Source organism: Leptospira andrefontaineae (assembly GCF_004770105.1).
Taxonomy (GTDB): domain Bacteria; phylum Spirochaetota; class Leptospiria; order Leptospirales; family Leptospiraceae; genus Leptospira_B; species Leptospira_B andrefontaineae.
This window is the reverse complement of record NZ_RQEY01000018.1, coordinates 132,940-151,390: the sequence shown is the minus strand read 5'-3', so window position 1 is coordinate 151,390 and position 18,451 is coordinate 132,940. Positions and strand designations below refer to the sequence as shown.

The window sequence follows — 18,451 nt, the reverse complement described above, 5'->3', positions numbered from 1 at the left end:
TTAAGATACCTTTACGGTTATATTATCGATCAATCTTACCTGCCCTAAAAAGGCAGCCACTGCGAGAAGAATTTCCCCTTTTACAATATGAAGTTCTTCTAATGTGTTCGCATCCAAAACTTCCAGATAATCCGTTTGTATTTTGGAAGAAGAATCCAAAACATCCTTCATTACTGTTAGAACTTCTGCCGGATCTTTTTCTCCTTGTCGGATCAAAGTCTCCCCAAGACGTAATGCTCTGATTAATAATAGAGCTTCTTCTTTTTCTGGTCCAGTTAAACGAGCGTTTCTAGAACTTAATGCCAAACCTTCTCTCGAGCGAACTGTATCCACTCCGATGATCTCCATTGGAAAACCAAGTGCTTTCACAAAATCTTTTACGACCAGATATTGTTGGTAATCCTTCTTACCAAAATATGAACGATCTGCAGGGATTATATGGAATAAACGAGAAAGAACTAAAAGAACACCTTCAAAATGCCCAGGACGAGTACTAGCGTCCAGATTTTTCATCAAATGTGGGATCCGTAATTCTACTTCAGGAATTCCACCCGGATACATTGTATCTTTATCCGGTAAAAAAACCAGATCCACCTTGGATGATTTACAAATTTCTAAATCACCATCCGTATTGATCGGATATTTTGCGTAATCTTCCGGATCGTTGAACTGCGCAGGATTTACAAAAATAGAAACTACTGTTTTAGAATTCTCGGAAGCAGATCTAATAAATAGATTCGAATGTCCTTCATGCAGAAATCCCATGGTAGGAGCAAAACCCACTGAAAGTTTTTCGGACTTCCAGGAAAGAATTTGGTTTCTGACTTCGTTTGGATCCTTGGATACGATCATGGATTGCCGTTCCCAGAAAGACGCACTTTTACAGAATTTCCATGTTCCTCATCCAAACCTTCAAATTCGGAAAGAACTTTTACATATGGATACAATTTTTCTAAAGAGTCCCTGGTCACTTCTTGGTAGGTTACTCTTTTTAGGAAAGTAAGGACTCCTAAAGAAGAAAAGATCCTACTTCCACCCGCTGTTGGAAGAATATGATTTGTTCCGCTGATATAATCTCCCATAGCAACAGGAGAATAAGGTCCTAAAAATACGGAACCTGCATGTTTGATCTTCTTAAATAATTCGTGATAGTTTGCAGTTTGGATCTCCAAATGTTCTGGAGCATAAAGGTTAGAGAAGTTTACACATTCTTCTAAATTCGAAAAAACTAATATCCAACTTTCATTTTCTATCGAGGCTCTTTTGATCGTTTCTCTTTTAGGCCTTTCTTTCAAAGCCTTGTCTATCTCCGCAGAAACTTTTTTAGCAAATTCCATAGAATCGGTACAAAGTATTGCAGCTGAATCTTCCCCATGTTCTGCTTGGGAAAGTAGATCTGCCGCTACCCAGTTTGGATTTGCGGAATCGTCTGCGATCACAAGAACTTCACTCGGACCGGCGGGGCTGTCTATTCCTATCACTCCCTGTCCGCTTAATAAAACTTTTGCCGCAGTCACAAATTTGTTCCCAGGTCCGATCACAAATTCGGAGCGAGGGATTGTTTCCGTTCCATAAGATGCTGCCGCAATACCTTGTGCACCACCCACTGTTACGATCGCATCGGCACCCGCAATTTTTGCAGCAGCATATAATCCGTCAGGGATCCCATCTTTTTGAGGAGGAGTTACTATCTGAATATGTTTTACGCCTGCGATCTTTGCAGGGATCACACCCATCAAAATGGTAGAAGGATATAATGCCTTTCCACCTGGAGCATATACGGTGACGGATTCTATTGGAGTATAACGAATTCCTAATGTATTTCCGGAGACTTTTACATCAAGATCAGAAGGTAACTGGGCTTTATGGAATATTTCAATATTCTCTTTTGCCTTTTCCAATGCGGCAACAAGTTCAGGGTCAGCCTTTCCTTTCCATTCTGAGACTGGATAAACCAATTTTTCAGGTCTGAGTCCGTCGAATTTTTGAGTGAATTCATAAACAGCTTTGTCCCCACCTTCTCTCACTCGGTCCAAAATGGGACGTACCAGGGCCAAAGTATCGTTTAGATCCTGCTTTGCTCTCTGGAGAATGGGTTCTAAGGAAAAATCCTTGCCTACTTCCCTGATACGAATGCTCATACGGACATTTTTTTTCTTTGCCCGGACTTAGCATCCCGAAAATCCTGGGAACTCTTTTACACCTATGAAAGTTTTCTGTCTGAACTGCAATGGAATCCGGTCCGCCTGGGGCAAAGGCCTGGGGGACGTCATCTCTTCCGAAAAACCCGATTTTGTATGTTTCCAAGAAACCAAAGCACAGCCGGACCAACTCAGTTCGGAAATATGGGAAAAACTGGGCTACAAAGCATTCTTCCACTCTGCCGTTAAAAAAGGTTACTCTGGAGTTTCTATATGGAGCAAACAAGAACCTAAAAAAGTGACCTATGGATTGGGCTTAGATGAATTCGATAAAGAAGGAAGAAGTGTTTTAGCTGAATTCGATTCATATGCTATCTGGACAGTTTACTTTCCTTCCGGAACCACAGGTGATGTGAGACAAGCCGCAAAGATGAGATTCTTAGAAGAATTCCTAAAAATTTCCGCTAAGTTAAAAAAGAAACATTCCAATATCATTCTATGCGGAGATGTGAATATTGCTCATACTGAAATAGATATTCACGATCCAAAAGGAAATGTGAAAAATAGCGGTTTCCTTCCGGAAGAAAGAGCTTGGGTGACTAAATTTCTTTCCACAGGCTGGGTAGATAGTTTCAGGGAATTATATCCGAACAAACAAGAATATACTTGGTGGACCTTTAGAGCTGGAGCGAGAGGGAATAATAAGGGTTGGAGGATAGATTACTTCTTCGTGACTCCCGAGCTTAAATCCAAACTCAAAAAACTCACAGTCAAAAAAGATCCTATCTTGTCCGATCATGCAGCAATGATCTTAGAAGTAGATCTTCCTAAAAAGTAAAATTACTTTTTAGGAAGTGTAAGATCAATTTTTGGAAGATTCTTTTTTAGAAATTCTGAAAGTTCTGATTCGAATACTAAAACTGTATCCGTTATCCTCTCAGAAGATTTAGATTTAACTACTTTCTTATCCAAAAGTTTTCCAGAGAATAATAGCGGTTCCTTCCAAAAAGGAACACGTATTTCTATTACAGCGTTGCTTCCTTCCGGATCCGGATGAAAACGATCTAAGGTAAAGCTGAACGCAGTACCTTGGATGCCCTCCCAAGTTGCTTGGAAATCTCCGGAAGAAGAATGCACCTGCACTGGAACCTTTACGGTCTCAAAAAACCTGTTTTTGAATTCCTGTACTATTTTATCCAATATAGCCATTTCTATCTCTATATATCGTTTATTAAGTTATAAGACTTAGTGCGATGCAAACAAATTTCCAATTTTAGGAAAAAAATGAACGGGATTCATTACAATCTGGGAAAAAAAAGATGAAATAAGACCCTGGTCAGGGCTAAACACAATGGTTTAATCTTTGAAGACAGTACTTCTATTTCTTCCGTCTTCTTTGGATTTATAAAGCGCCTTGTCAGCTTCTTCCAAAAACTTTTTACTTTCTTTATCTTTTCCGGACATACGAGTGCTGATCCCAATACTCACAGAAACAAATTCAGAAGTTTGAGAAGCTTCATGAGGGATCTTTAGTTCTTGGACACGTGTCCTGATATTCTCCGCCACGATCATCGCCTTCTCTGAATCGGTCTCAGGAAGAATAACCGCGAATTCTTCTCCGCCATAACGTGCTGGAAAGTCCCCCGCTCTTCTCGCGGTATTTTTTAAAACTCCCGCAACCTGACGGATACATTCATCTCCCGCTTGGTGCCCATAAGTATCATTATACTTTTTAAAAAAATCTATATCTAATAAAAGTAGAGAGATCGGTTTTTCGGAACGACATGCTCTCTTCCATTCCACTTCTAAGATCTCATCAAAAAATCTTCTGTTCCAAATTCCTGAAAGACCGTCGGTCCGAGAAACTCGGAGTAAAGTTTGGTAAGCCTCTGAAAGTTTATCCGTGATCTCTTCTAGATCTCTTTCTCTTTGTTTTCTTTGGAGCATCTCATGACGAAGTCTCAAAGTAGAACGGACCCTTGCTCTTAGTTCGTGAGCATCAAAAGGTTTTGTAACGTAATCGATTGCACCCAATTCAAATGCGGATTCCAAGGTCTGGGTATCATGGATCGCAGTGATGATAATAACAGGTAGGTCTGAAAATTCTTCCTTAGAACTTAAGGTGCGAAGAATGTCCAAACCGTTCATTCCTCCAGGAAGAAGAATGTCCAAAAGTAAAAGTGAAATATCTTTTTTGTTTTCCGGGTTTCCTTGGAGGCCTAACCATTCCAAGGCGGTCTCTGGTGATTGTGTAGAAATCACATCCCCATATCCTGCTTTTTTCAGGATCCTTTCTACAAGTAGGCAGTTTTCCGGAGCATCGTCCAGAATGAGAATTTTGTCCGATTCGCCAATCGCTGCAGATGATTCGCTTTTTTCTTTCGTTGGTCCGAACATTTTAACTGTGGTAATTCATCCGACGAGTCTTTTCAATTAGAGCTACTTAGTGGGAAGAATTTTCCAAACCTATTCCAAAAGTTCCGAAAAGAAAGCGGTTTTTTTTAGGGTTTTCAACCTATTTTAGGCGACGAAAACCTGATTCTGGAATAATTTAGAGCACCGAGGGAGGTTCCTTTGGAACGAAAAATATCTAGAAAACAAATCCTTGGCCTGGGTGCAACTACCATGGCTCTACTTGCAAGTTCCTCCGTTTTAGGACATGACCACGGAGATAAAAAAGTCTCCAAAAAGAAGAAGGAGAACAAAGTTTCCGTTCCTGGTTCAGCGATCGAAGCCTCCTCTGCTTGTATTTTAAAAGGTAGAGTCTGCATCAGTATGTGTGTGGACATGCTTGCAGAAGGTCACAAGGAAATGGCGGATTGTCTTAGATCTGTGGAAGAGACTGTGGCACTTTGTGACGCATTCGTTGTATTATCTTCCTTAGGCTCCGCATCTACTAAAAAATTAGCATCTATCTGCTTGGAGTCTTGTGAAAGATGTGCAGCTCAATGTGATAAACACGCAGACCATCACGAAGAATGTAAGTCATGCGGCGAAGCTTGTAAGGCTTGTATTTCGGAATTCAAAAAGTTACTCGCTGCTTAAAACTCAAACTCTATCTTGAAACGGGTTCCCGGAGCTGCAGTATTGATGTCCAATTTTGCCTTCAACTGTTTGGATAAGATCCGTATCAGTTGTAAACCTAAGGTTTCTTTGGCTTCGATCTGAGAATAATCCGGGATCCCCTTTCCATCGTCCCCCACTTCTAAATAGAATATCCCATTTCCGGATTTTGCTTTTATATAGAACTGTCCCTTCTTCTTTTCTGAATAAGCGTATTTGATCGAATTTGTGGCGATCTCATTGATCATCATTCCGATTGGAAGTGCCTTCTCCACTGCCAAACTTAAATTTCCCACATCAACGATCCTTCCAATCTCAGGACCGACCCCATACACATTCCAAAGATTATCTAATAACTTATCCACATAAGAACCTAAACCAATCTCTGCTAGATTTTTAGAATTATAAAGTTCATTATGGACCAAGGACATAGAGTAAATCCTGCTTTCGGTATCTCTAAGTTCTCTAGTCACTTCCTTGTTCTTTGCGTAATTTGCCTGCAAATTCAAAAGACTCGCCATAATCTGCAAATTATTTTTCACTCTATGATGGATCTCTTGCAGAAGAGCTTCCTTATCTCTCAATGATTGTATTAGATTATCTTCCGACTGCTTCCATTTGGTCATATCCACAAGGATAGCAAGGACCACTTCTTTTCCTTCCAATTGGAATCTATAAGAAGTGATCTCCATTAAAAGTGGAGTTCCTTCCTTGGATCTATGCACATGTGTTTCCGGAATATTTTTACCATTATGTAGAGCCAAATATTGCCGACGTTCTCCGGGACCACCTATAAACAGATCCGAAAATTTCATATGAAGGAGTTCTTCCCTATCATAACCATAGATCCTTTCCGTTTCTTGGTTTAGATCCAAAACACTTTCACAATCAAAATTATACAAAACGATCGGATGAGGGTTATGTTCGAAGATAAGCCTATATCTTTTTTCATTCTCTTTGATTAGAAATGCCTGCTCTTCTAGCTTAGACAACATGTCCTGTCGTTCAATTGCATAAAGAATTGATCTTAATAGAAGATGGGAATCAAATTTGCCCTTGATCAAATAATCCTGACCGCCTGATTGCAACGCCTCCATTGCAATGGTTTCATCTTGGGTCCCTGAACAGATTACGATCGGGATCTTGGGATAGGATTTTTTAATAGCTTCGAAACCGTCCAAGCCAAAACTATCAGGCAAGGTAAGGTCCAGAAGAATACAATCTATCTCTTCTCCATGATCTTTTAGAACTTCCAAAGCATCAGCAACTGTGGGAGAATGTTTCAATCGAACCCCAGAAGGATCCGCTTCTTTCAAAAATATTTCGAACAGACGAGAATCGTCCTCGTTGTCCTCGACTACCAAAATTTGTTTCACCCGGACGGACACCGCTCTTGCATTCATTTCGGAGGCAACCTCGAAGTTTTGAACCAATAGATGCGTAACGTATCCATTGCTTCCAAAAAATTATCGTATTCCACCGGTTTCTGTATATATGAGTTCGCGTGTAGATTGAAAGTGGCGATAATATCTCTGTCCGATCCGGAAGTAGTCAATACCACAACTGGGATCCTTTTGTATTCAGGATCAGATTTAAGTTCTTCTAAAACTTCCAATCCATTCTTTTTGGGAAGGTTCAGATCTAATAGGATCAGATCGGGGCGTCTTGCTCCTACGAATTCCCCTTCCCCTTTTACGAAATCAATTGCCTCTTCTCCGTCCTTTGCTACGAATAATCTCTTATCGGATTTAAGATCGTTCAGAGCTTCTATAGTGAGTCGAACATCCGCAGGATTGTCCTCCACCAGAAGAATATCAAAATATTGTTTAGAAGAAGCATTCATAATTAAACCTCAGGTAAGGAGAAAAAGAACTCGGACCCTTTTCCAATAGAGGACTGGACCCAAATTTTTCCCCCGTGATTTTCCACGATCTTTTTGCAAATGGACAATCCTATCCCAGTTCCAGGATATTCAGTCCTAGTATGCAATTTTTGGAATATGATAAAAATACGATCAAAGTATTTGGAATCCATACCTATCCCGTTATCTGAAACTGAAAACACATTTGCACCTGGAATATGTTTTACTTTGATGCGGATCTCCGGCTTCCTAGCTGGAGAACGGAATTTGATACCATTGGAGATCAGATTACTGAATAAACGTCTGATCTGATCCTGGTCTGCATACACCTCCGGAAAAGGACCTTCTAAAACTAAATTTGCGCTTGTTTCTTGTATTACGGAAGAAAGATCCTTTCTGACCTCATCCAAAATCAGATTAGGATCTCCTTTTGATTTATTCACAGAATCGGAACCCACTCTAGAGTAACTTAAAAGACTTTCGATCAGCCCCTGTTGTCTTTTAGCTGCTTCTACGGACACATGGATGAATTCTCTCATCTCAGGTTTGATCTCTTCTGAGAATTTTCTCTCTAATAATTGAAGGTAACTTGCGATTGTCCGAAGTGGTTCCTGTAAATCGTGAGATGCGATATATGCAAATTGTTCTAGTTCCTTATTGGTTTTTGCCAAACCTAAAAGAGCTTCTTCTAGTGATCTTCTGGACTCAATTTTTTCTGAAATATCCCTGTTAACCATGATAAGACCGGGTACCAGATAACCTTCCGCATTGATCTTTTTAAAATTACTTTCGATTGTGATCTTTCTACCTGATCTTAATGTATGGATCAGTTCTCTTTTGGAAGCCCCTAAGGTTTTCCAATCTTCCATTGCAGATTTGTAATTTTCCTCGGAGATCCAATCCTCTTGAAAAAGAGAAGTATAATGTTTTCCTAAACATTCCCCCTCTTCTACTTCGTACATTTTTGCGGCATAACTATTATAATAGGTGATATTCATATCACCATCTAATGCGATAATCGCATCATTGACTTGGGAAATGACTTCGATATTAAAACGATTTTCTCTTGATATACGGACCCGTTCAGTGACATCTATTGCAGAAACAAGAACAGACTCTGTATCTTGGAATTGGATCGGAGAAGAAACTATATCCAAATATACGATACTTCCGTCTTTTCGGAGATGTTTCATTTCCTGGAAAAAATTCGTACCAATCTTAAGTTCCCTGATCTTCTCCTTCATAAACTCTCTTTCTTCAGGAAGCCTAAGTTCTTCTGCGCTTTTTTCTAAAAATTCTTTTTCAGAATATCCATAAGTTTGGATTGCAGTCTGGTTTACTGCCAAGAACTTAAGAGAAGATCTTTCAAAAACAAACATGATCTGGGGATTATTTTGGAATAGATTCCGATACTTTTCTTCATTTTTACGGATACGACTTTCATATTCTTTTCGATCCGAAATATCATAAACTATTCCTAATATTTCTTGGACACGACCATTCTTACCTATCCTAGGATACATTCTTGTTTCTAAGAGAAGATCGTTTTGGTTGGTATGATAGATACTCTCTTCTCCCTGAAGGGATTTAGAGAATGCTTCCATTACCTCCGGGCGATTTCCTGCTCTTTCAAAAATGGTTTTTCCCACCACATCTTTAGGATTGATCTTTAATCTTTCCAATCCTTTCCCGTCAGCGAGTATGATCCTACCCTCCGGAGAAATAGAAAATACGATAACAGGCAAGGCACCTATTAAAATCTCGAAATCTATAGTTCGTTTTTCTAATATATCTTCAGCTATCTTACGATCGGTAATATCCAGAGAGACTCCTACGAGTCCTCTTATATTTCCGTCTTCTCCCAATGCGGGAGAGATCCTGACCGCAAAATGCCTTCCTAAAAAAACAGTCTCTGCACTTATCTCTTTTCCAGAAAGTACGAGTTTTAATGCTTCTGTCTGTTCGAGACTGCGGACTGTTCCATCTTCTTCTCTAAATTCAGCGTTCCATTCATGTTGTACAAAGTTAGTCCCTATAAAAGCGCTAGAATCTAAGCCAAGCATGTCTAACGCTTTTCCGGATGCAAAGTTCATAAGCCCCGTTTCGTCTGCGGAAAATAGCACGATAGGCGAATTGGAGAGGATATAGTCTAGTAAGGATTTGGGATTTCCCGAGTTAGAACTTGAAAATATTGGAGAAGGAGAACCCATAAATAGATCCGCCCGGAATAGAAATTCCGGGCAGGGGTTTCTAATTATGGCGAAATATAGATATTTTCAAGCATATTTCGACTTTTTGTGGAGTTTGTGGAATTTACACCCCACAAAGGATACGTTAGATGATCTCTATCGTTTCAATCACAACTGGTTGCAGAGGACGATCCCCAGGAGCAGTAGGAGTTTCGGAAATACTTTGAACTATGTCTTCTCCCTCACTCACATGCCCAAAAACTGCATGGCGATTATCCAGATATAGATTGTCTCTCACATTGATGAAAAACTGGGATCCTCCGGTATTCGGACCAGCGTTCGCCATGGAGATAGTAAACTTCTTATTTTTAAGTTCCGGGTGAAACTCGTCTTGGATCTTATACCCCGGTCCACCAGTTCCGGTTCCTTGAGGGCAACCGCCTTGGATCATAAAATTTGCAATAATTCTGTGAAAGATCAGACCATTATAAAAGCCTTTCTGAGCCAATTGGATGAAATTCCCGGCAGTGATTGGAGCTTTCTCATCTTCTAATAAAACGGAGAAGGTCCCTCGGTTGGTGGTAAACTTAGCAGTTGCCATAAATATCCTCAAAGTCCAAATTCTCAGCGATGTCCGTATAATCAACTAAATAGGTATCCTATATTGGGAAGAACGCATTCGACTTGTTTTCAATATAGAATGCAGTTGTTCCGATAATTTAACGGAGGATTTCCAGAATCTACTTTCCGCTAGACGGATCGATTTTTTAGCTTTCTAAAAGAGAATTTTTATTCCGGAACTTCCTTAGGAACAAAATGCCATCATCTACAAAATACATTCCCTTCGGACCAAATGGTGCGGTCGCCTTCTGGGCAAGAGCGAAGGATAAAATCCAAAACCAGGATGAATTAAGAGCCTGGGCAGATCTAGGGATCAAAACTATAGTCTGCGTATTCTCTGAAAAAGGTTCTTCTTTAGTCACTGACTTAGAAGAAGTTTTACACGCAGGAGAATGGAAACTATTCGCATTAGAAATTCCTCCTGGACCTGAAACAAATGAGTCAGTATTCCATTCAGCTTGGAAATTAATTTCTGCAGCAGCAAAATCTAATATTTTATTTTTAATCCCGGAAGAATTAGAAGAAAGATGGGAAGTGATACTTTCCAAAATGGTAATATCTTCCTACCCTCATATCGCCACAGGAGAGTTAGGCGCTTGGTTCCCAAGTTTGCAAGGACAAGCAGAGATTGAATTTTTAGGAGAGTTTAAAACCTACGCTTCTCGCAAAAAAGCTCCTAAAGAAATTCCAGATTCCACAAGAGGAGAATTTTCACTTTTCCTAAAGGAACTTCCTTTGGCAGTTTCTGGAATTGAACTAGGAGTTTTCAAGAACGGCCATAAAGATTCTAACGGAAAGAAGAAGGTCCCGAAATTCCAAGAGGCCGAGAGTTTCCGCACCTTGGAAAGTAAACCTGTCATCTCCTTTGATACGGTATTCTCCGGAGAAAAACAAGATTCCGAAACCACCTCGCCTGTTTCAGAAACACCAAAGGCGCAAGCAACACCAGAAAAGAAGAATATTCCAAAAAAGGAATCCACTCCTAATCCTGCCGCTGATGTCGGGGATTTAGCAACTACTGCAAAGTTCCCTCTTCAGTTAAAACTGATGGCGGTGATCTCTCTTTTACTTACTGTTACTGTTTCTACAGTCATTTTATATGCATCCAGCGAATTCAAAAAGAATTACGAAGTAAGAGTATTGGAGACTAACTTCTCTTTGGTGAATATTTTAGGTATCAAAGTAAAATCGGACCTAAAAGATATTCGTGATAAAGGTAAAACTCTTACCGAAAAACTTTTGGATCCAAAAGGTCCTGGTGCTTATGCAGATCTTTTCTTTAGGAACGAACCTGATTTTCTTTTAGCGGGAATTTATTCCGCAGAAGGTGATAAAATCAAAAAAAGAACAGTTCTATATAATGATTCTTACTTGGATGGAATTTCTTCCAATAGAGAGGAATTGGATGCCGCGGTTTCTCAAAAGGAATCTTCTTTTTTAAAAACGATCCAATCCGGCGGAAGAATAGACAACCTTACTCCTAATTTTAAAGAACCTACTTTTTCTATTTCCGTATATGATCCTCAAAGCAAGTCCATTCTACTTTATATCATCAGAGCAGAGAGACTTCTTGCTGTATTCCAAAAACAAGATATTAACGTTCCATTCTTGATCAATGGAGATGGGGATCTGATCGCACATCATGATCTTCAACTTTTGGCGTCCCAAACAAATTGGGCGGATCTTCCTATTTTTGAAACAATGCTTTCCTCCGTAAGAGAAGACAGCCAACAAACAAGATATGAAGATTCCACTAAAACCAAATATTACGGTTCTTACCAAAAATTAGGTTTTGGTGGAGCAGGAGTAATAGTTTCGGTCCCGGAAGAAAAAGTTTTTGAGATGGTGTATCGGATCCAGACCAAAAACCTTTTAATCATGGCGATCGCACTTTGTATCGCACTTATCATCGTATTCTTCTTAGCAAGAACCATCACAATTCCAGTATTAAAACTTCTGACCGCAACGGTTGAGATCGCAAAAGGAAATTTCAGGATTGGGATCAAGTCCAGCACAAAGGACGAGATTGGCGTTTTGACTGATTATTTCGTGAGTATGGGAAAAGGTCTGGAAGAAAGAGAGAAGGTAAAAGACGCTCTCGGCCGTTTCGTAAACAAAGAGATCGCTGAAATGGTCTTGAACAAGGAACTGACCCTGGGTGGAGAAAGAAAGATGTGTGCGATCTTCTTCTCGGATATTCGTTCCTTTACTGCAATATCGGAAAAACTACAGCCTGAAGAAGTAGTAGAATTCTTAAACGAATACATGACAGAGATGGTTCGTTGTGTGAACGATACTCACGGGATCGTGGATAAGTTTATCGGAGACGCGATCATGGCAACCTGGGGAGCAGTTCGCACCTCGGAGCACGATGCGGAAAATGCGGTGAACGGTGCACTTTTAATGAGAGCCGCTCTTCTTAAGTTCAATGAAGGAAGAGGTGGAGATAAAAAACCGATCATTCGTATCGGTTGCGGTCTTAACTTTGGACCTGTGATCGCAGGCCAAATCGGTTCGGAAGAAAGATTAGAATATACTGTGATCGGTGACGCAGTGAACCTCGCCTCTCGTGTGGAAGCGTTGAACAAACCTTTCGGAACAGATATTTTAATTACACAAGATTTACTGGATCATGTAAAAGATATTTTTGCGGTCGAAAAAATGCAATCTATCAAGGTGAAGGGAAAAGAAGAACCCCAAACCATTTACGCCGTTCTGGGAAGAAAAGACGATATGGATCGTCCAAGAGATCTGAATGAGCTAAGAAGAAAGCTCGGAATAGAATACGAATCCAAGAAAAAAACAAAAACAGGAGATGAGGAAGAGGAATTAAAGTATGAAATACTTGAATGACGGCCGTGTCGTCGTTACTGCTTTAGTTCTACTACTGTTCTTTTTTTCGGGACTATTATATCTTTATGCAAATGCGGGTCCCAAAACCGGGACCAATAAAGTTGTAGGCCAACTTAAAACAAAACAACTCAAAATATTAAGAAAACTTGATTCGGAAGTCATCTGGGAAGAGTTAGACGAGTCGGATCCGATCAGATACAGAGATACAATCCGTACAGAAGAAGGTTCCGAAGCAGTATTACTTTTTACTGATGGAGAAAATTCTGCAGAGATCAGAATGGACGAAAGAAGTATGATCCTTGTAGAAGATACGGACAAGATCAGTTTCGTATCAGGTTCACTCTCGGCTACCGGCGGAGGATCGGGTAATTTACAGATCAGTTCCGGGGATACCAAGATCTCTCTCGGAAATTCAGATCTGAAAATTTCCAAAGACGAAAACAAAGGCCTAAACTTAGAAGTAAAACAAGGAGAGGCAAAGGTTGTCTCGTCTTCCGGTGAGAATACCGTTGGGAAAAACCAATCTGCAGATCTAAAAGACGGAAAAGTAGAAGTTCATACATTAAATCTGGAGACAGTTTCTCCTTCGGATAAAACATATTTTCCAATCGCTGGGGAGACTCTTCCTGTCAGATTCGAATGGAAAAATTCTCCGAGTGTGAAAACTTTCAGATTGGAAGTTGCCAAAGATTCTGGTTTCAGAACAGGTTTAAAAAAATTGAATGCAGGTGGGACAATTGCGTCTATCTCACTTCCTAACGGCTCTTATTATTGGAGACTCGCTGGAAAAAATCCTCAGTCTGGAAAAGATGAATTCAGTTCTTCTAAAAACTTTAAATTAGTTTCTTGGAATAAACCAAGATTAGTCTCCCCTACCAACAAAGAGACGTTCTCTTATACGGAAACAGCACCACCTGTCCGATTCCAATGGACTACATTCGATTCTCAGACAAAATATAAACTGGAAGTTTCCTCGGATGCAAACTTTAAACAAATTGCATATACCGGAGATTCTTCCGCAGGTTTCTTAAAATGGGAACCTAAAACGGAAGGACAATTTTTTGCTCGGGTAAAAATGAGTTCCGACAAACAAGGGTTCACTGAGTTAAGTTCGGATACAATTTCTTTCGTTTTACGAAAATCTGAACAGGCAGAACCTCCTAAACTTCTGAAACCTTTGCAAGGAGAAGAGATAGGAATTCGTATCTTTAAGGTTGGTTCCTTCTTCAGTTGGAGTTCCAACAAGGAATTCAAATCTTATTCCATAGAAATAGCCGCTGATTCCGATTTCAAAAATATACTTTTCTCCAAATCGACTAACTCCAATTTTATGAAACCGGATCTAGATTGGAAAGAAGGCATATATTTCTGGAGAATTAAAGCAAACTCCAACTCTGACGAAGTAATCTCTTCTTCTGTCAGTAAGTTTACTTTAAAACCTCTTGGTTTGATTCGACTCTCCTTCCCTAAAGATGGATCCGAATTAGGTCATCCAGTGGACGGCAAATTACAATTTAGATGGGATAGACCGGACCCAAGCGGAACTTATAAATTAGAAGTTTCTAAAGATCCTAATTTTGCTTCTAAGATATTCGAAACATCCGTTCGCTCCGGACAAAACTCCGTCCCACTTTCAGGGCCAGGGGATTATTATTGGAAAGTTACTCTTCTTTCTCCTGAGGGAGAAGTTCTGACGAGCAGTCCTTCTTCTGGGTTTAAAACCTCCGACTCAGCACCTTTTGTTTCTCCTGTATATCCGAGGGATAGGGACAAGATAGATTTGGACGAGAAACCAAGTTTGTCATTTTATTGGGAAATTGAAGGCAAATCAGAGGCATACATCCTGGAGCTTTTAGAAGCGGACCAAAAAACGCTAAAAACAGTCTTTAAAAAGGAAATTAAGGGAGAATCCTACGACTATCGAGAGTTGTATAGGTTAAGGGAAGGAAAATATCAGTGGAGACTGAGCGCAAAATACAGGGACAGCTCTGGACAAATCCGCACTACCCTCCCTTTAACGAGGGATTTCGAAGTAATCATGTCCGCGACATTCAAGGCACCGGAGATTTTGACTCCTAAGGAATTTTATGTTGAGTAGAAGATTCCGAAAATCTAATACGATAGGGGCGCTTTTAGTCGGATTCCTCTTATTTTCTCTTCCGATTTTCGGAAAGGAAGAAGGTGTAAAACTAGAATGGAGACCTATTCCTGATGCTGGCGGTTACCAAGTAGAGATCAAAGATTCTCGCGGTAAGATCACCAGAGAGAAGACAAATGGTTCTCAGATCCAAATCGAATTACCTCCGGGAGCATACGAGCACAGGATCGGTGTATTAAACAAATACGGAAGAGTCTCGGTCTTCTCCGCTTGGATCCCATTCGAAGTTATTCTTTCTCAAAAACCTGAAGTGATCGCTGCTGAAAAAAGTAAGTTCTTAAGTAAGGACATGCCTGAATCTTTCGAGATCAAGGGAAAACATTTTACAGAAGCCACAAAAGTAATATTAAAAGATTCTAAAGGAAACGAAATCCCTGTTAAGTCCATAGATCTCAAGAATTCCGAAACTATGGTAGTTACCATCGATAAGAAAAAAGCCCCGGAAGGTGCTGTTTCCTTACGTTTGGAAAATCCTAGAAACAAGTCCACAGAAAAGGAAAATTATTTCTTAGTAGCTGAAACAGAAGATGAATTAGCTGCCTTAGATTCCAAGTCATCTTCTTCCGGGACCTCTGGGCCTTCTATCTTTGATCTGGGAGCTGCCGCAAGATCTGCAGTTCTTCCTGGTTGGGGGCAATATTATCAAAAGAAGTCAACATTTAGGACTGCAATCTTCCCAAGTTTGATCTTCGTAGCCGGTGGTTATGCTGCTGCCAGAGGGAGTTCTTATTTAAGTGCAACTCATGAATTGGATGCAGCAAGGCAAAGCAATATTATGTATAACTCCGCATTCTTACAATCCGGGGACCCAACACTTTTCACTTTGGCAGTATATAATTATACTCAGATCTCACCCAAATATTCTAATGCTGTAGGAGAATATAACCAACTTGGAGTGGCATTAGGAGTATTAGGATTCTTTTATTTAATCAATGTGATCGACGCAGGGTTTTTCCCAGGACCTAAACAAGTAAAAGTAGAAGGAACAGATACTCCCGTAACAGTCTCTCCTATCCTTAGAAACGCAAGAGAATCAGATAGGGCGACTACATACGCTTCCGGGAATTCTTATCTTCTTCAACAGAGAATGGAATTAGGAGTGGAATTCGCATGGTAACTCTCAAGAATTTTCTTCCTAAACTATATTCCATTTTGCTGATCGTGTTCACTTTGAGCACAATGGGTTGTTATACCAAACCTAAAAAATCGGGCATTTTAGATTTTATGAATATATCTAATTTTGTGTCCTATTTGACGGGGACAGCTTTTCCGATTAATGTGCAAGTAAACGGTCTGACAAACTCAGGCACTCTGGTAGTAGAATTAGGGATAAATTCAGAACAACTCACCTTTACTGCAGCGGGAACACAATCATTCAGCGGATACTTTGATCCGAATATCGTTTATACTTTAAGCATCATCACCGCACCCGCTACACTTCCGACCCAGACCTGTATTATCAGCAATCCGAATCTTAATCTTACTTTCGCAAGCACTACATTCGTGGTAAATTGTGCCGAAAACTGGTATAAGGCAAATGTGGTCGTCACAGGTATCGACAGCACAAACAACACTAATTTACAAATTTATAATAATGGCACAGACTTAAAAACGACTTCTGCCAACGGAACGGTCAGTTTTGATGTAGGAGACGGTTTAGGATACGATATCACTCTCGGAACAATGCCTACGGTTCCTTCTACACATAATTGCCTAGTAATTACTACTCCTTCAAATGGAACGATTGCTGGCGCAGATGTAAATCTACAGATCAGTTGTTTAACCTTAATGAAAACAAGTGTGCCTGCTGCGGGTGCTTTCTTTCCTTCCACCAAACAAATGGTTTTCACATTCTCCGCGCCGGTTACGGGCTGTGTATTAGACGCAACTGGGGGAGGCCCTCCTTATTCTGCAGGAACTGCGAGCAATAGTCCAGGAATAACCTACGCAGGAAACACCGCAAGAGTTGCGCCTACTACTCTACCTTGGTCTTTCGGAGCATTGACCTTCCCTCTTGACGTTGTATTTATACTTACTGGCTGTAAGGATGCAGTGGCTCTTGCAAACGGCGGAGCAACCATATCTTTAAATGTTAGAATGATGGAAGGTGATGTTTACTTCGTGAGCGATACCTCCGGTAATGATAGTAATACTTGTATGGACCCGAGCGATTCTTGTAAGACAATCCAAACCGGGGTCAACCAATGTACACCTTCGAGCATTTGTACTGTATTTGTAGAAGGTGGAGACTATGTAATTATAGGAACTACTTCTCCGATCACACTCAATTCTTCCGGTGGGGTTCGACTTCTGGGAAGTTTTGATTCTGCATTTACCACTCAGGATTTGGATGGTACTCCGACTAGGATTTTTGATAACCGAAATATAGTACAATGCCCTGGAACTGTTTTAAGTTCAAATGAATGTGCTCCGATCACAATTACAGCATCCGGAATGGCAGGTGATAGTACCAAAGCTCATGTAGTCCAAGGATTTAGTATATTTGCCGACGAAACGAAACAAAACGCTTTCGGTATTCGGATCCTCAATGGAGATGCGAATAGTTATATATATATATATGCAAATTATATTTCCGGAGGGCAAGGAGGACTAGGAGTCGAGAATGCTGCTGGAACAAGAGGTGGAATCTATCTTCTTAGCTCCCCATCGAATAACCAGATTGATACAAATGTGATCAAAGGCGGCTTCGGTGCGTTGAGTTCTTCTGCCGTGTATAGTTATAATTCCAATGTTTATTTGCTTAGAAATAGAATCAGCGGAGATAAAGCTGTAAACGATTCCCACTCAGTCTTACTTGTGAACTTCGTAGATAGATTAGTAGCAATTATAAATAACACGATGAATTTCCGTCCGTACACTGATGGTGCCGCGACTTCTCAGTTTAACTATGGAATTCGAAATGAAGAGAATACCGCCCTAATTAAACACTATATAGCGGGTAATACGATCTATGCAGGTGGAGCTACTGTAGGTTCAAATTATGGAATCTATATGACCGGCGTCGCGACTAATGCTCAGATGGCGAATAATTTGATCGTAGGACAAGGATCAAATGCTGTTTGCACGTCCTTTTCTACTACCCCATCTACCAACTCAATCTTTAGAGGAAATAGTTTAGATTGCCCTTCTGGCAAAACAGTTACCGTAGGCGCGACAAATTTCTCAATCTTTTGCGGGAATGGAACTTTTAATATTACTGGCCTTTGTTTAGTCGCCAATGCATTTATGAACGATGTCCTAAGTGCAACCAGATCGAATCAGAACTTTTTAACAACGCCTTCCTTTAACGGTTATCCAATCGCTCAACCTTGGTTGGCAATGAGTACTGCAACTGGTGGTCCTTGCTCGATTGCATTCGGAGGAGTAGAGACTACTTCTTATCTAAATAGTTTTGATGCAAATTATAAATTAGATGCAGTCATCGGAGCACCTGTAACCAGAACAACATCTTCAGGTGGAGCTACTCCATCTGGTTCAGACGGATATTCCATTGGTGCCTTCGAACTCGACGACCCAAGCTGCTTTTAAAAAAATCTAAATAAAG

At 40.3% G+C, this 18,451-nt stretch carries 14 protein-coding genes; 6 read left to right on the top strand and 8 right to left on the bottom strand.

Translation table 11 applies throughout. The features are described from left to right. Complete coding sequence (panC, locus tag EHO65_RS12335; protein WP_135774731.1) at positions 1-852, bottom strand: pantoate--beta-alanine ligase; 852 nt, start codon at positions 850-852, stop codon at positions 1-3. After that, positions 849-2,141 (bottom strand): histidinol dehydrogenase, encoded by a 1,293-nt coding sequence (hisD, locus tag EHO65_RS12330; protein ID WP_135774729.1) that lies wholly within the window; start codon positions 2,139-2,141, stop codon positions 849-851. Before hisD ends, panC begins: the two co-directional genes overlap by 4 nt. Before the next feature lie 64 nt (positions 2,142-2,205). Here hisD and EHO65_RS12325 point away from each other — a divergent pair, with 64 nt between their 5' ends. Further along, positions 2,206-2,979 carry an exodeoxyribonuclease III gene (locus tag EHO65_RS12325; RefSeq protein ID WP_135774727.1) on the top strand — a complete coding sequence of 258 codons (774 nt, stop codon included), beginning with the start codon at positions 2,206-2,208 and terminating at the stop codon, positions 2,977-2,979. A gap of 2 nt (positions 2,980-2,981) precedes the next feature. Here EHO65_RS12325 and EHO65_RS12320 read toward each other — a convergent pair whose 3' ends face one another. Next, entirely contained in the window at positions 2,982-3,350 is a 369-nt protein-coding gene (locus EHO65_RS12320) for a hypothetical protein (protein WP_208744076.1), read from the bottom strand. A gap of 147 nt (positions 3,351-3,497) precedes the next feature. After that, positions 3,498-4,538 carry a diguanylate cyclase gene (locus EHO65_RS12315; RefSeq protein ID WP_135774723.1) on the bottom strand — a complete coding sequence of 347 codons (1,041 nt, stop codon included), beginning with the start codon at positions 4,536-4,538 and terminating at the stop codon, positions 3,498-3,500. Positions 4,539-4,715: 177 nt separating this feature from the next. Between EHO65_RS12315 and EHO65_RS12310 the strand changes: the two genes are divergently transcribed. Beyond that, a complete protein-coding gene (locus EHO65_RS12310; RefSeq protein ID WP_135774721.1) occupies positions 4,716-5,186 on the top strand; it encodes a four-helix bundle copper-binding protein in 471 nt (156 codons plus the stop codon). Here EHO65_RS12310 and EHO65_RS12305 read toward each other — a convergent pair. From EHO65_RS12305 to EHO65_RS12290, 4 genes are all read right to left on the bottom strand, one after another. Beyond that, a complete protein-coding gene (locus tag EHO65_RS12305) occupies positions 5,183-6,607 on the bottom strand; it encodes a histidine kinase dimerization/phosphoacceptor domain -containing protein (RefSeq protein ID WP_135775226.1) in 1,425 nt (474 codons plus the stop codon). The genes EHO65_RS12310 and EHO65_RS12305 overlap by 4 nt on opposite strands. After that, entirely contained in the window at positions 6,604-7,047 is a 444-nt protein-coding gene (locus EHO65_RS12300; protein WP_135774719.1) for a response regulator, read from the bottom strand. The genes EHO65_RS12305 and EHO65_RS12300 overlap by 4 nt, the downstream gene beginning before the upstream one ends. Positions 7,048-7,049: 2 nt before the next feature. Then, positions 7,050-9,275, bottom strand: a complete 2,226-nt coding sequence (locus EHO65_RS12295) for a PAS domain-containing sensor histidine kinase (protein ID WP_135774717.1) — start codon at positions 9,273-9,275, stop codon at positions 7,050-7,052. A 124-nt stretch (positions 9,276-9,399) separates the two neighbouring features. Continuing rightward, positions 9,400-9,855, bottom strand: a complete 456-nt coding sequence (locus EHO65_RS12290) for a peptidylprolyl isomerase (protein ID WP_108927145.1) — start codon at positions 9,853-9,855, stop codon at positions 9,400-9,402. A gap of 215 nt (positions 9,856-10,070) precedes the next feature. On the opposite strand from EHO65_RS12290, the gene EHO65_RS12285 reads away from it, so the two are divergent. From EHO65_RS12285 to EHO65_RS12270, 4 genes are read left to right on the top strand one after another with little or no spacing between them, the layout of a single operon-like run. Further along, positions 10,071-12,728: an adenylate/guanylate cyclase domain-containing protein gene (locus tag EHO65_RS12285; protein ID WP_135774715.1), complete on the top strand. Its 2,658-nt coding sequence runs from the start codon at positions 10,071-10,073 to the stop codon at positions 12,726-12,728. Next, positions 12,712-14,826, top strand: coding sequence for a FecR family protein (locus tag EHO65_RS12280; protein WP_135774713.1), 2,115 nt, complete (start codon positions 12,712-12,714; stop codon positions 14,824-14,826). The genes EHO65_RS12285 and EHO65_RS12280 overlap by 17 nt, the downstream gene beginning before the upstream one ends. Further along, on the top strand, positions 14,816-16,003 hold the full coding sequence (locus EHO65_RS12275) for an LIC11435 family protein (protein WP_135774711.1): 1,188 nt from the start codon (positions 14,816-14,818) through the stop codon (positions 16,001-16,003). The genes EHO65_RS12280 and EHO65_RS12275 overlap by 11 nt, the downstream gene beginning before the upstream one ends. Next, positions 15,997-18,435: a right-handed parallel beta-helix repeat-containing protein gene (locus EHO65_RS12270; protein ID WP_135774709.1), complete on the top strand. Its 2,439-nt coding sequence runs from the start codon at positions 15,997-15,999 to the stop codon at positions 18,433-18,435. The genes EHO65_RS12275 and EHO65_RS12270 overlap by 7 nt, the downstream gene beginning before the upstream one ends. Positions 18,436-18,451 lie beyond the last annotated feature (16 nt).

Excerpts from the sequence above, each read along its gene's own strand:
- panC (WP_135774731.1), bottom strand. The coding sequence starts at position 852 with ATGATCGTATCCAAGGATCCAAACGAAGTCAGAAACCAAATTCTTTCC.
- hisD (WP_135774729.1), bottom strand. The coding sequence starts at position 2,141 with ATGAGCATTCGTATCAGGGAAGTAGGCAAGGATTTTTCCTTAGAACCC.
- EHO65_RS12325 (WP_135774727.1), top strand. The coding sequence starts at position 2,206 with ATGAAAGTTTTCTGTCTGAACTGCAATGGAATCCGGTCCGCCTGGGGC.
- EHO65_RS12320 (WP_208744076.1), bottom strand. The coding sequence starts at position 3,350 with ATGGCTATATTGGATAAAATAGTACAGGAATTCAAAAACAGGTTTTTT.
- EHO65_RS12315 (WP_135774723.1), bottom strand. The coding sequence starts at position 4,538 with ATGTTCGGACCAACGAAAGAAAAAAGCGAATCATCTGCAGCGATTGGC.
- EHO65_RS12305 (WP_135775226.1), bottom strand. The coding sequence starts at position 6,607 with ATGAATGCAAGAGCGGTGTCCGTCCGGGTGAAACAAATTTTGGTAGTC.
- EHO65_RS12300 (WP_135774719.1), bottom strand. The coding sequence starts at position 7,047 with ATGAATGCTTCTTCTAAACAATATTTTGATATTCTTCTGGTGGAGGAC.
- EHO65_RS12295 (WP_135774717.1), bottom strand. The coding sequence starts at position 9,275 with ATGGGTTCTCCTTCTCCAATATTTTCAAGTTCTAACTCGGGAAATCCC.
- EHO65_RS12290 (WP_108927145.1), bottom strand. The coding sequence starts at position 9,855 with ATGGCAACTGCTAAGTTTACCACCAACCGAGGGACCTTCTCCGTTTTA.
- EHO65_RS12285 (WP_135774715.1), top strand. The coding sequence starts at position 10,071 with ATGCCATCATCTACAAAATACATTCCCTTCGGACCAAATGGTGCGGTC.
- EHO65_RS12280 (WP_135774713.1), top strand. The coding sequence starts at position 12,712 with ATGAAATACTTGAATGACGGCCGTGTCGTCGTTACTGCTTTAGTTCTA.
- EHO65_RS12275 (WP_135774711.1), top strand. The coding sequence starts at position 14,816 with ATGTTGAGTAGAAGATTCCGAAAATCTAATACGATAGGGGCGCTTTTA.
- EHO65_RS12270 (WP_135774709.1), top strand. The coding sequence starts at position 15,997 with ATGGTAACTCTCAAGAATTTTCTTCCTAAACTATATTCCATTTTGCTG.